This window comes from Limnospira sp. PMC 289.06, assembly GCF_032350395.1.
GTDB classification, from domain to species: Bacteria; Cyanobacteriota; Cyanobacteriia; order Cyanobacteriales; family Microcoleaceae; genus Limnospira; species Limnospira platensis.
The window spans coordinates 1-12311 of the sequence record NZ_JARPLC010000018.1; the positions used below are offsets into that span (position 1 = coordinate 1).

At 43.6% G+C, this 12311-nt stretch carries 12 protein-coding genes and 1 pseudogene; 8 read left to right on the forward strand and 5 right to left on the reverse strand.

The window, feature by feature from the left end; genetic code table 11:
• Positions 1 to 548 (reverse strand): annotated as a pseudogene (locus P5674_RS06240) (recombinase); the annotation flags it as partial.
• 335 nt (positions 549 to 883) lie between these two features.
• On the opposite strand from P5674_RS06240, the gene P5674_RS06245 reads away from it, so the two are divergent.
• The 6 genes from P5674_RS06245 (at position 884) to P5674_RS06270 (ending at position 6208) form a co-directional block, all read left to right on the forward strand.
• Positions 884 to 1735 (forward strand): PEP-CTERM sorting domain-containing protein, encoded by an 852-nt coding sequence (locus P5674_RS06245; protein WP_006620201.1) that lies wholly within the window; start codon positions 884 to 886, stop codon positions 1733 to 1735.
• 224 nt (positions 1736 to 1959) lie between these two features.
• Positions 1960 to 3762, forward strand: a complete 1803-nt coding sequence (locus tag P5674_RS06250; RefSeq protein WP_006620202.1) for a sodium:solute symporter family protein — start codon at positions 1960 to 1962, stop codon at positions 3760 to 3762.
• A gap of 80 nt (positions 3763 to 3842) precedes the next feature.
• Positions 3843 to 4130, forward strand: a complete 288-nt coding sequence (locus tag P5674_RS06255; RefSeq protein WP_006620203.1) for a small RNA NsiR4-regulated ssr1528 family protein — start codon at positions 3843 to 3845, stop codon at positions 4128 to 4130.
• A 131-nt stretch (positions 4131 to 4261) separates the two neighbouring features.
• The gene (locus P5674_RS06260) at positions 4262 to 5317 is read left to right on the forward strand and encodes an AAA family ATPase (protein WP_006620204.1); all 1056 of its coding nucleotides are present in this window, start codon (positions 4262 to 4264) and stop codon (positions 5315 to 5317) included.
• 2 nt (positions 5318 to 5319) lie between these two features.
• Positions 5320 to 5544 carry a hypothetical protein gene (locus tag P5674_RS06265; protein WP_014277423.1) on the forward strand — a complete coding sequence of 75 codons (225 nt, stop codon included), beginning with the start codon at positions 5320 to 5322 and terminating at the stop codon, positions 5542 to 5544.
• 100 nt (positions 5545 to 5644) lie between these two features.
• Complete coding sequence (locus tag P5674_RS06270; protein WP_231852046.1) at positions 5645 to 6208, forward strand: hypothetical protein; 564 nt, start codon at positions 5645 to 5647, stop codon at positions 6206 to 6208.
• An 82-nt stretch (positions 6209 to 6290) separates the two neighbouring features.
• Here the strand turns inward: P5674_RS06270 and P5674_RS06275 are convergent, their stop codons facing one another.
• The 4 genes from P5674_RS06275 to P5674_RS06290 form a co-directional block, all read right to left on the reverse strand.
• Positions 6291 to 7916 (reverse strand): vWA domain-containing protein, encoded by a 1626-nt coding sequence (locus P5674_RS06275; RefSeq protein ID WP_006620206.1) that lies wholly within the window; start codon positions 7914 to 7916, stop codon positions 6291 to 6293.
• Positions 7917 to 7991: 75 nt separating this feature from the next.
• Positions 7992 to 8579 (reverse strand): deoxycytidylate deaminase, encoded by a 588-nt coding sequence (locus P5674_RS06280; RefSeq protein WP_006620207.1) that lies wholly within the window; start codon positions 8577 to 8579, stop codon positions 7992 to 7994.
• On the reverse strand, positions 8548 to 8982 hold the full coding sequence (dut, locus tag P5674_RS06285; protein ID WP_006620208.1) for a dUTP diphosphatase: 435 nt from the start codon (positions 8980 to 8982) through the stop codon (positions 8548 to 8550). The genes P5674_RS06280 and dut overlap by 32 nt, the downstream gene beginning before the upstream one ends.
• 72 nt (positions 8983 to 9054) lie before the next feature.
• Positions 9055 to 10473, reverse strand: a complete 1419-nt coding sequence (locus P5674_RS06290) for an FAD-dependent thymidylate synthase (protein ID WP_006620209.1) — start codon at positions 10471 to 10473, stop codon at positions 9055 to 9057.
• A 48-nt stretch (positions 10474 to 10521) separates the two neighbouring features.
• Here P5674_RS06290 and P5674_RS06295 point away from each other — a divergent pair, with 48 nt between their 5' ends.
• Together P5674_RS06295 and P5674_RS06300 are read left to right on the forward strand one after the other, a co-directional pair.
• Positions 10522 to 11094 carry an HD domain-containing protein gene (locus P5674_RS06295; protein WP_006620210.1) on the forward strand — a complete coding sequence of 191 codons (573 nt, stop codon included), beginning with the start codon at positions 10522 to 10524 and terminating at the stop codon, positions 11092 to 11094.
• 22 nt (positions 11095 to 11116) lie between these two features.
• Positions 11117 to 12253, forward strand: coding sequence for an ABC transporter ATP-binding protein (locus tag P5674_RS06300; RefSeq protein ID WP_006620211.1), 1137 nt, complete (start codon positions 11117 to 11119; stop codon positions 12251 to 12253).
• The last annotated feature ends 58 nt before the right edge of the window (positions 12254 to 12311 follow it).

Sequence of the window (12311 nt, forward strand, 5' to 3'; positions counted from 1 at the left end):
TATAGCATAGCCTTGAAACTCTCCCAGCTAGGATATTCATCCCAGTTAGGGAACAACCTGAAATATACTCCTTTAGTAGACTCGTAAGACGCTAAGTCGCTAGCGATATCGCGGGAACGCGGTCTTCCTGTGTTGCGGTTGTAACCCGCAAAATACTCATCCTCAATTTGTTTAAAGATGTCCCGGTAAGTTATCAGATTATCCTCAATCTGGTTCTTTCCTAAGATAGTCGCATCGTACCAATCCCAGAACTCACTAGCGCTGCTGATAGTTCCCAGGGCTTCAGATACCAACTTAGCTTTCTTAACGCCGTCTATCACCCCTTCTGGAGTACACTCAAGGTTAGCCGTTTTGGGTAGTCGTTTTCCGGTAGGTGGCTGCTTAAACTGCAATAGCAAATTATACTTAGTCCCGGACTTTTGTAACTTGAGTGTCACTCCTTTGGGACATTCCCCCTTAAACTCCTGATAGGCTTTCAAGAATCTAGCATAGCCCCCCTCATAGTTACCCTTTCCCCCTACTGTAGGGGTATTGATATCGTTACTCATTTTTTACTCACTTGTTATCCTGCTATGGTTTTGAGTAACACCTAAGTAACGGTAGAATAGGGGTTACAGCTTATGGGTTAGGAAACTCTCCGTGGTGGTGGACTTGGGCGTTGGGGAGGCTACCATCTCCATATATTCACAGTTGGGTAGTGAGAATCAATATATAAATCATCTGTATTTTCACGCAATTAAATCAGCCAGTAATTTCACTAATAAAAATGTTCCCTCTTTACAGAAACTTTACCGTAATTCCACTCACTGCGGTAGCAACCTTTACATAAACCCAGTTATGTTGAGAAGGCAAAGGATGAAAAAAAGTTAGCGGGGTTTGGGTTATGAAATTTAATTATACCAAAACATTAGTCGGAAGTGCGATCGCTGCCACCTGCATGATCGCCGCCACTGCTACCACCGCCACTGCTGGACAGTTTCACAATGGCTGGAACTATGCAATTGATGCCATTGGCGACGGTTCCGGTGGTGCCCAATATGATATCTACGGTATGGCAACCATGGAAACCTCCGATACTATATGGGTTGCCTTAACTGGTGGTACACCATTGGCGGGAGTTAACACTAGAGATGCCAGAAGTGGTGTAATTGGTTGGGGTGACTTGTTCTTCAATTTCACCGGAGATGATTTCCTCACCGCCAGCCAAAATAACGCTCTCTTTGGTGTGCGTTTTGCCGAAACTAATGATTCTGGCGCATCCCAGTTAGGTGTCTATAGTGATGTTCGCGCTCAAAGTGTGACTAGCATTAATAACGGATACAACAGCCTGCAACACTACTACAACTCTGGGTATTATCGCGAGAACACCATGGGTACTGACATCGCCACCAGACAGGAGGCTTACGACTATTTCGGTCAAAGAACTTCTATCGATAACGTGATCGCCTCTGGTAACTTGGTTGGTGGTATTAATATGCACTCCCAACAGGAATTGTTAAATGCTGGCTTAGATTTTGCTAACTTTAACCGAGCGGGAACCCATACCTTTGGTTTCAGCTTCGATAAGTCTTTGATTGGTAGTGGTGACTATTTAGCCAGCCTATTCCTAGAATGTGGTAATGATGGTGTAGCCTTGGCGGGGGCCTCTGTCCCTGAACCCGGTACTCTTGCTGGTTTAGCTTTGCTGGGTGTGACTTTCATGGGTAGCAAAGTCCGCAAGGGTCAAAAAGCCTAATCAATGTCAAAATTAAATGGAGTGCGAAATCGAGTGCGATCGCCATTGAAGCCCCTCGCCCTTTTTGGGAGAGGGGTTTGACGTGAGAAGTCTCAGATCAGATTTAGTCGATCGCATCGGGTTCATTTTCAGGTAAGGTTTGTAACTGGGCGATCGCTTTCTCCAGTAACTCAGCGATGGCTAACCGATATTTTGCCTTGTTCACTGAGATTAACTGAAAATTAATGCACCACGTTGATTGGCTAATTGTCCTAGTTTACCTAATCTTGACCATGGCGATGGGACTCTACCTGTCGCGGAAAGGGTCCAAAAGTTTGGCGGATTTCTTTGTTTCTGGCCGATCGCTTCCTTGGTGGTTAGCTGGTATCAGTATGGCTGCTACTACCTTTTCCATCGATACCCCCCTCTATATTACCGGAGTTGTCGCTAACCGGGGAATTGCCGGAAACTGGGAATGGTGGACTTTTGGCATCTCCCACGTGATTATGATCTACATTTTTGCCAAAATGTGGCGGCGATCGGAAGTTCTCACGGATGCGGAATTGACAGAATTACGCTATGGCGGTGATATGGGCGCAATTTTGCGGGGCGTGAAGGCGTTTATTTTTGCCATCCCCATGAATTGTATTGCGATCGGTTATGCCATGTTAGCCATGGTTAAAGTAGTTGATGCTTTGGAAATTTGGCAAAGTTTGGGCATTGAGGCGGGAGACAATAACCTTAAACTTTTTAGTGTGGTTGGGGTCAGTATTTTTGTATTGATTTATGCCGGTTTGGCTGGACTTTGGGGAGTGGTAGCCACGGACTTTTTCCAGTTTTTTCTGGCATTATTCGGGGCGATAATTGTCGCATATTTTGCCCTGGGAAGTGTCGGGGGGATTCATTCCCTAGTTGAACAGGTGCCGATCGCTTATCCTGACCAAGATATTTTGTCTCTACTTCCCGTTAATTTTGGTGGCGGCGAGGGTTGGATTAGTTTTAGTAAAACGGCGGGAATTACCGCCAGTACATTTTTTGCTTATATCTTTCTTCAGTGGTGGTCTTGGCGACGCAGTGACGGCGGCGGGGAATTTGTCCAACGATTTGCAGCCGCCAAAAATGAGGCCGACGCAGAAAAGGCGGCTTGGACTTTTAATATTATGCACTATGTAATCAGAACCTGGCCTTGGATTTTGGTGGCTTTGGCTTCTGTGGTGCTTTATCCTGATTTGGCTGATAAGGAATTAGGCTATCCTAAGTTAATGTTAGACTTCCTCCCCGTGGGAATTTTGGGGATGGTGGTTGCTTCCTTATTGGCGGCGTTTATGAGTACGGTTTCCACCTCGATTAATTGGGGTGCATCGTTTATTACCAATGACCTCTATTTGCGCTTTGTCAAGCCCACAGCCACTCAAACTGAGTTGGTATTGGTGGGGAGGTTATCATCCGTTTTAGTGACCGTTTTAGGGGCGATAGCTGCCTTTTTAGCCACCGATGTAGCCACAGTTTTTCGCCTGGTGATTGCCATTGGTACCGGGTCGGGTTTAGTGTTGATATTGCGGTGGTTTTGGTGGCGGGTAAATGCGGCGGCGGAATTAAGTGCGATCGTGGGTAGTTTCTTGGTGGGAATGGTCACGAGTCTTTCCCCTTGGTTCAAAATTGAAGACTTTGGTTGGCGGATTATTTTTATTACCATTAGCGTCACTTGTTTATGGGTAATTGTGTTATTATTCACCCCCCCAGAGTCGGAAACTACCCTAGAAACATTTTATCAAAAAGTGCGACCAGGCGGACCAGGTTGGAGTCGGGAAAGGATGAAAACTGGTTTATTTCCTGCCCAGGATTTAGGCTTAGATTTACAACGGGTTTTAGCCTCTATATTTTTATTGCTGGGGTTACTATTGGCGACGGGAGGATTTCTACTCCTACAACAGGCGATCGCTTGGATATCACTAATTGTGGCGGTTGTCGGTGGTGTCTGGTTACGACATTTATCAAAGCTGAAAATTCAACCGACACCTAGACCGGGATTAGATGATCAAATTTAAACTCAGGGCTAGTAATGGTGTTATACGCCTATAAATGACTGCTATAATAATGCTGATCAAATATGGCAGTTATAATTCTCATGAGTGCAAATTCTACCAATACCGGAGCCGATGCTATTGATGTGGCGATCGCCCAAGGAACCGATTTTGATGGGAGTCCCATTCCCCCGGAAAAGCTGGAACTATATCATAAAGTGATGGCTTTGGAAGGACAGCGCCAGCGCAGTGGGGTTAGTAATACTATGCGATCGCGCATCGTCCGCATTGGAGCCAAACATATCGCCCAGTCGGAACTAAACCAGATGCTAGAAGCGGCAGGTTTTGCACCCCTAAAAGATAAAGAAATCGAGTTTTATTATAACAAATAACCCTCGGATTTGTTGGCGGCTCATTTCTAATCGCCATGGCTTGACCATTAAATATCCGGTTGGGCTATGGCGATATTAACTGAATCTTTAATTATGCCATATTCCAGAACTTTTGTGAATGGGTCAAACCGATGAAAATTCAATCGATTAACTTGCAGTATTTTAAAAAATTTCGGAACCTGGTGTTAGATTTTACGGACTCGGAAACCGGATTAGCAAAAGATTTGATTGTTTTGATCGGAATAAATGGTGCTGGCAAAACCAGCATTTTACAAGCTCTAGCAGCAACTTTAGGGATGGCAACGGGTCGGATCAATCACTTTCATGACTTAAAATGGCTGGGATTTAACTATGAATTATTAGGGAGTAATTGGGGAAAGTTTGAGCCAGGGGTTGCCGTGAAAGTACAATTTTCATCTCAGGAAATTAAGGCGATTCAAGAGTTTTATCAAAATCTGGAAGGCTCTGGTTATTCTCATGCTCCGGCTCAAGAAAATGTGGTAACTATTAAATGGCGAGATGGACGAGTTCAGGCTGAGACAGCGGCTGAACTTTTTCAATTTAAGGGTAGAGAATATGCCAGAAAATTGGTACGTTCCCACGGATTTAATGTCTTCGAGCGAGTGGGTACAGTGCTGTGGTACACAGAACAAAGAACTTCAACTAGCTTGACTACTGAAGATCCAGATAAAACAGTTGAAATTACCGATGATATTCTGCGTGATCGTTTATCTAAGTGGCGACAGTTTCATCAAGATATTGAATCGGGTAAAATCAAAAATTTACGACCAGGACAAAGAGATTTATATGGAGATCTCGAACGTGCTTATCAAGCTATTTTTCCCGAACGGAGTTTTGAGGGTCCTGTGCTACGAGAGGGAGTAGATGACATTTTAAGTGAGCCTTGGTTTTACCTGTATGATGGTAAGAATCAGTACGAAATTTCGGAAATGTCGGGAGGAGAGCGATCGACTTTTCCCATGTTGGTAGATTTTGCTAGTTGGAATATTCATAATTCAGTGATTTTAATTGATGAAATTGAACTGCATTTACATCCGCCTATGCAACAAGCATTACTGAGATCTTTGCCGAAACTTGGGAAAAACAATCAATTTATAATTACTACTCATTCTGATTATATAGAGCAGCTAGTCCCCGATGCACATATTATCAGAGTCGAGATATAGTTATGAGTGTAATTAGTGGTGGAAAAACTATTTTTTGCGAGGGGAAGGAAAGCAGCTTAGATTATCGTTTCCTCAATCGATTAGTTGAGGATATATCAGGCGATCGCCCCACGATTGTACCCACGGGTGGAAAGTTTGGATTTTCCATCTTTGCACAGGCTTACTTCGGACAAAATCAAACCACAAATCCACCATATATATATTGTCTTTCGCGATCGGGATTTTGATCAGCAACCGACTCCCCAGACCCAACTGCTTTCACTGCGCCATAAAAGGGGTAAAGTATCGGCATACTTGACTTACAGATCTTGTCTGGAAAATTATCTATTGAATGCAGATTTAATTGATAAATATTGGCAGGAAAAGTATCAGGAAAAAATAGAAAATCCTTCCTCAAAATGGAGTTATAATAACTCACCGGGAATAGATAACATTTCCGAATGGATTGAAACCAGTGCTAGAAATATACAAGATTATCAAGCTGTGCGATGGTCTTTAGGTGAGTTATTAGCTGGTAGTAGCGCCCGCGAAACACTGAAAACAACCTGGACAGGAGGCAGTGGCACTCTTCCGAATTCATTAGTTTTACAGGAGTGTAAAATTAGTGCCTTAGAAATGATTAACAAATTTCGACAAGCTGTTGATACAGTGACATCGGAGCATTTGGAAATATATCTGACAAATTATCAAGAAAAATTTAGTGATGAAGAATTTTGGAATCGCCAGCAATACTTAATTTGGTTTCACGGAAAAGATCTGATCAAACAAATGCAGAGACAGGAGAATAGATACCCTCCTTTAAAACAATTTTTAGATTGGGGAATTACTAGAATAAATATTAATCAATATCCTGATCTATTGGAGTTGAAAAATAAAATTGAGTCCCTTTAGTTGGAAGTGGCGATCGCCTTTTAATTGACAATCGCCTAAACTGCTGCGAGGTTATGGAAACTCCCGGTTAAACTACTTACAATTAACGTTGGGGAGTCATTTTAACTAACTGGATAAATTCGGATCGATAGCCGTGTAAATCAACTCCTTTGGATGATTCTGCTAATTGTAAGACTTGTTGAAAACTGGAATTTCCACGATATTGGGAGTTTCTTAACAGCATCCCAAACTCAGCCACAGCCGCCGCAAATCTGAAATTATCCGAGGTTTGATTCAGGGGAAGACTACGGTTAATTATGGGTTGTTCAATTAACCGGGATGCCGTCTCTGTTGGGGGTTTATAACGTAGTTTCAACCTCATTAATTCATTGCTATTATAGGCTTCTGAACTGACGACATTTTGCTGATAAGTTAACTGATCCACCGCCGGTAAATTTACATCTGATTCTACACCAACGGGGATAATTTCATAAAGGGCTGTTACGGAATGTCCCGCCCCAATTTCTCCCGCATCTTTGGTGTCATCATGAAAGTCCTGATTTTCCAGGCGGCGATTTTCATAGCCAATTAACCGATATGCTTGGACTTGGGCGGGGTTAAACTCTACTTGAATTTTCACATCTTGAGCGATGGTAAATAGGGTTCCGGTTAATTCGGTAGACATCACTTTTTTGGCTTCCATTAGGTTGTCTATATAGGCATAGTTACCATTGCCATGATTCGATAGTTTCTCCATTTTGGAGTCTTTATAGTTCCCCATACCGAAGCCTAACACGGTTAAATAAATACCGCGATCGCGATAAGATTCAATCAACCGCACCAATTCCGCATCACTGGATACACCCACATTAAAATCGCCATCAGTAGCCAGAATTACCCGATTATTTTTGCCTTCACTTAGCATCCTGGTTGCTAACTCATAGGCTAATTTAATACCTTCACCGCCAGCGGTTGAACCTTGGGCTTGTAAGCCATCTATGGCGGCGATAATTTTCTGTTTTTCATTACCAGGGGTAGGAGGTAAAACTACACCAGCCGCCCCCGCATAAACAGCGATCGCCACAGTATCCTGTTCGCTGAGTTGGTCAACTAATAACTTAAATCCTTCCTTCAATAGGGGTAGTCTATTGGGCTGATTCATCGAACCAGATACATCCAATAAAAATACCAAATTACTAGGGGGTAATTCTTCGATCGCTAAAGTTTTACCCTGTAACCCAATATGAACTAATTGATGTTGCGGGTTCCAAGGGGCTGAGGATACTTCTGTGGTAACTGAAAAGGGTTCTTCGCCTTGGGGTTGAGGATAATCGTAGGAAAAATAATTAATCAATTCCTCAATTCGGACTGCATCAATGGGCGGACGTTGACGCTGGTTAATAAAGCGGCGTACATTACTATAGGATGCTGTATCAACATCAATCGAGAAAGTAGACAGAGGATTAGCTGCTACTAATTGAAAGTTATTTTCATCAATTAAATCATAGGTTTCTGTGTTGGGAATTTCGGCCTCAAATTCTAAGGCTATTGGTGGCGGTGCCGCTGGTGTTAAACCTGCATCTAAATGGGTTTCCCCTACGGGAGGGGTAGCTAACTCCCGTGGAGGAGACTGTAAGGATCTATTATAGGCATCATCACAGCAGGCAATTAGCAATACTGGTATCAAGCTAATTCCGACTAGCCAAGGTGAAGATTTGCGAGTAATCATTTTGCTGTCATCCTCACTAATTATTAGAGGTTGATAATCAGGCTTAAACCAGCATTACCTAGGGAATTTCACCAGTCAAGGACGAGGTACAGAAGTGGGATTTAGGAGAAACATGGCTCCTTGTTTAGCAATTTCCTCAGATAGATGAATTTGTTTAATGCTGACTAAACCTTCCTGAACGAACATATCCCGCAGCATAGCTTTTTCCCCACTATTAAAAACCTTCTCATAGTAGACTTCCTTAATCCCTGTGGAAATAATCAATTTCAGGCAATAAATACAGGGTTCTAGGGTGACATAAATACTGGCACCAGCGCAGCAAATACCATGTTTGGCGGCTTGAGCGATCGCATTAGCTTCAGCATGAACCGCCCGCGAAGGTAGGGTTTTACTAGCATCACAACTACTAAGTCCAGGATAACAAAAACCCTGGGTAGTACAGTGAACCGAACCGGAGGGGGAACCATTATAACCAGTTGCGAGAATTTGCCTATCTTTGACAATTACCGCCCCCACTGGGAAAGCCAAACAGGTTGATCGGGTGGCTGCTAGTTTAGCAAACATCAAAAAATACTCATCCCAGCTAGGTCTGATGGGGGGTTGGTAATTGGGTGCGATATCTTCCATAACATTAAACCCCGAAACCTGTCGATCCAAATCCATTATAACCCCTAAAGGTTGAATTGAGTTGTTCTACGGCTTCAACTTCAACCCGTACAATTGGCGAGATCACCATCTGGGCGATTTTCATGCCTATTTGTACTTGGAATGAGGTATTGCCATGATTAATCAAGATCACGCCAATTTCTCCCCTATATCCGCCGTCAATAGTTCCGGGACTATTTAAGACTGTGATTTGGTGTTTGAGGGCTAAACCGCTGCGAGGACGGACTTGGGCTTCGGTGTTGGGGGGAAGAGCGATCGCTATTCCGGTGCGGACTAAATGACTTTTACCGGGGGGTATTTCTATATTTTCAACTGAGAATAAATCCAGCCCGGCATCATCTTCATGGGCATATTTAGGCAAAATTGCTGATGGTTTTAGTTGTTGAACTTGGAGTTTCATGATGGCTATATTTTCCGAGAGTTTAAGTGATTTTTTCCCCAAGTCTTGGGGGTGTTGATTTTACCGGATTAATTAGGGGGCGAGTCGGCTTTTACCGAGGCGATTTTTTTGATACCATTGGGCAATGGCTGGAGTCCATTCTTGGACATGGGGCCACATCAAATCACAGAGTTTTTGGATTTCTAGTTGAGCGTCTTTTTTATAGCGCAAATCCAGAAAATGTAGAAGCGATCGCAGATTGAAACTAACCACAAAATGCTGTCGGTAGTCAAAGGGAATTTTTCCCCTGGCGTGTTCTTCTGACAAACCATTATCTAAATCGGCTTTATAGCGTTTTGCTGCTTCTAAACACCAGTCTAAATCGGCTTGTCGCTGTTGGGGGGAATAATAGTATTTTTTTCCTTGGCGATCGCTATAGTATCCGACCGGACGCAAATAAAAGATATCTTCCAAGTCTTTTTTGTTTTCGGCAAGTTCGAGGATCTGATTTCCTGTGTACCGATAAGAATTGTGAACCACAATCCCATTAGCCACGAAATTATGCCAGGGTCCATCAACCTCCAGATCATAAGTCATTTGTTTTCCCAGATATTCAATGTGAGTGACTTTGACCGGATGTGCTTTTAAACTTTTAACTTCTCCTCTGGGTTGGTAAAACTTAGCCAATTCAGGATTTTGATTGGGCTGATTAAATTGTGCAACTTCCCCCAGCCGAGGATTTACCCAGAAACTTTTAGGGGTATAAATAGCATCATTTATCCACACTCCATTACACATCAACTGACAATTTTGGGTGGTCGCCAAAACTTGGTGATTTTCGTCAATGATTAAACCCAAAGCATCGCCCATGGTCTGCCAACCTGCACTGGTTAAGAGACGGTGATTGACGGTACAATCTAGGGTTTTTCCATCGGCAAGGGTCAGCTGATAGACGGGTTGCAAACCACTACACATCACATTATTGACATGACCGATTTGGAAAGTTCCGGTTTCCTCATTCAGAACTCGCAGGGACATTTTTTGAATCCGTTTCTTCCCATGGCGGCGGTATTCTCCGGGTGGTTGGTTGTGGCGATCGATAATTTGGCGAGTCCGAATCGCTTTTTCTCCATTTTCCCAAACATCATATAAATCGGCAATTTTTATTTTTCTCAAACTCCCACTGGCTTTAATAAAGGTGACTTCTGTATCACCGGCTAAACATTGGACATCGAAGGAAATTCCCACGCGATGAGTACGTGCTTGCTGCATCACACTATGGGGAAAATAGCCACAGTTAAATGTGATGCTAGGATGTTCTAAGGGGCCGTAGTGTCCACGCTCCCCTGCTAGTAGACGCTTAACAATTATCTCCCCCGCTTCTAATTCTGACGGCCAATGGCTTCTACCATCAAAAACAAACTTGTCTGTATAGTCCTGGTGCATCGCTGCATAAATTACCTGTTGCGGGTTGTGGGTTTTAGCAATGACTTCAACTCGGAACCGATCCATTATGATTAAAAAAAACGCCTCTATCTATTAAACCCTAGAATGGCAACTATGCAGTTATCAAAACGATTTACCCAGGCTTTGACCTACGCGACAGAATTACACGCTAATCAGGTTCGCAAGGGGTCTGGGGTTCCCTATGTGGCGCATTTGTTGGGGGTGGCGAGTTTGGCTTTAGAATATGGGGCTGATGAGGATGAAGCGATCGCCGCCTTACTTCATGATGCGATCGAAGACCAAGGGGGAGTGGAGACGGAAAAAGAAATCCGGCGCAAATTTGGCGATCGGGTCACAGAAATTGTCAAAGGCTGTACAGATAACCATCAGACTCCATCACCACCTTGGCGGGAACGTAAACAGGCTTATATTGCACATATTCCCACGGCTTCGGCTTCTGTGCAGTTAGTGTCTGCTTGCGACAAACTTTACAACGCCCGTTCGATTTTAAAGGATTATCGAGAAATTGGAGATAAGTTATGGGATCGCTTTAGTGGGAAGCGGGACGGCACGCTGTGGTATTATCGATCTTTAATAACTGCTTTTGGTACTGGGGGACTAACGCCCTTGGTAGATGAATTAGATCGGGTGGTTTCAGAACTTGAACGGCTAGTTAAAGCAAATTAAACCCTAATTTACTGGAAAGCTAATGGCAACTGTTCGTTTAGAAAATATTACCCGTAGTTATGATAGCGCTACGGCGATTGAGGGGATTAGCCTAAATATTCCTGATGGTCAGTTTTGGGTGTTGGTGGGACCTTCGGGCTGCGGTAAATCAACGATTTTGCGGACAATTGCGGGGTTAGAAAAAGCTACCAGTGGCGATATTTATATAGGCGATCGCTTAGTTAATGACATTATGGCACGCGATCGCAATGTGGCTATGGTATTTCAGAATTACGCCCTTTATCCTCATTTGACGGTTGCAGAAAACCTGGCTTTTGGTTTAAAAATGCGGGGGACTGATAGGGCTAAGATAGACCAACGGATTCAGGAAGTAGCGCGATCGCTATCTATTGAACATCTGTTAAGCCGCAAACCTAAACAATTGTCGGGGGGTCAACAGCAACGGGTGGCTTTAGGTAGGGCGATCGCTAGGGAACCTGATGTGTTTCTTTTAGATGAACCTTTATCTAATTTAGACGCACAATTACGAGACGATACGCGCGCGGAACTTAAGCAACTTCACCAGCGCCTAGGAATTACCACAATTTATGTGACTCATGATCAGGTCGAGGCTATGACCTTAGCCGATCGCATTGTGATTTTAGAACAAGGTCGTATTCAACAGGTCGGGACTCCTCAACAGGTTTACAGTAAGCCTGCTAATAGGATGGTTGCCACTTTTTTGGGTAATCCCCCCATGAATATTATCCCGGCTACCTATGGTAATAGTTTATTTTGGGTGGGGAGTCAATCGGTGGCTTGTCCGATGGTTATTCGGGAGAAAATACACCCCGAAGAAGGACAGAGATTTGAGTTAGGAATTAGACCGGAACATTTGCAATTGAACCTCAGCGAGTCGGAAACTGATCCGGTTGAACAAGATGTTTGGGCTTTGGATAAAGTCCCTCTGGAATTAGAAGTTAGTGTGGTTGAACCCCTAGGACGGGAAACTTTAGTTAGGGCTACCTGGCCATCGGATGATCAGAAAACTGTGCAGGGAAACATATTGCAATTGATGGCTTCCCCCAGTGTGCGTGTGCGTCCTGGCGATCGCATTCCAGTTACCCTAGATTTAAACTATTTAATGATTTTTGACCCGGCTACTGGGAAAGTTTTATAATCAATGCTCAATTAACTGTGGGTTCAGCGACCACTAGAGGCGATCGACCTCAAATTGC

Excerpts from the sequence above, each read along its gene's own strand:
- P5674_RS06245 (WP_006620201.1), top strand. The coding sequence starts at position 884 with ATGAAATTTAATTATACCAAAACATTAGTCGGAAGTGCGATCGCTGCC.
- P5674_RS06250 (WP_006620202.1), top strand. The coding sequence starts at position 1,960 with ATGCACCACGTTGATTGGCTAATTGTCCTAGTTTACCTAATCTTGACC.
- P5674_RS06255 (WP_006620203.1), top strand. The coding sequence starts at position 3,843 with ATGAGTGCAAATTCTACCAATACCGGAGCCGATGCTATTGATGTGGCG.
- P5674_RS06260 (WP_006620204.1), top strand. The coding sequence starts at position 4,262 with ATGAAAATTCAATCGATTAACTTGCAGTATTTTAAAAAATTTCGGAAC.
- P5674_RS06265 (WP_014277423.1), top strand. The coding sequence starts at position 5,320 with ATGAGTGTAATTAGTGGTGGAAAAACTATTTTTTGCGAGGGGAAGGAA.
- P5674_RS06275 (WP_006620206.1), bottom strand. The coding sequence starts at position 7,916 with ATGATTACTCGCAAATCTTCACCTTGGCTAGTCGGAATTAGCTTGATA.
- P5674_RS06280 (WP_006620207.1), bottom strand. The coding sequence starts at position 8,579 with ATGGATTTGGATCGACAGGTTTCGGGGTTTAATGTTATGGAAGATATC.
- dut (WP_006620208.1), bottom strand. The coding sequence starts at position 8,982 with ATGAAACTCCAAGTTCAACAACTAAAACCATCAGCAATTTTGCCTAAA.
- P5674_RS06290 (WP_006620209.1), bottom strand. The coding sequence starts at position 10,473 with ATGGATCGGTTCCGAGTTGAAGTCATTGCTAAAACCCACAACCCGCAA.
- P5674_RS06295 (WP_006620210.1), top strand. The coding sequence starts at position 10,522 with ATGCAGTTATCAAAACGATTTACCCAGGCTTTGACCTACGCGACAGAA.
- P5674_RS06300 (WP_006620211.1), top strand. The coding sequence starts at position 11,117 with ATGGCAACTGTTCGTTTAGAAAATATTACCCGTAGTTATGATAGCGCT.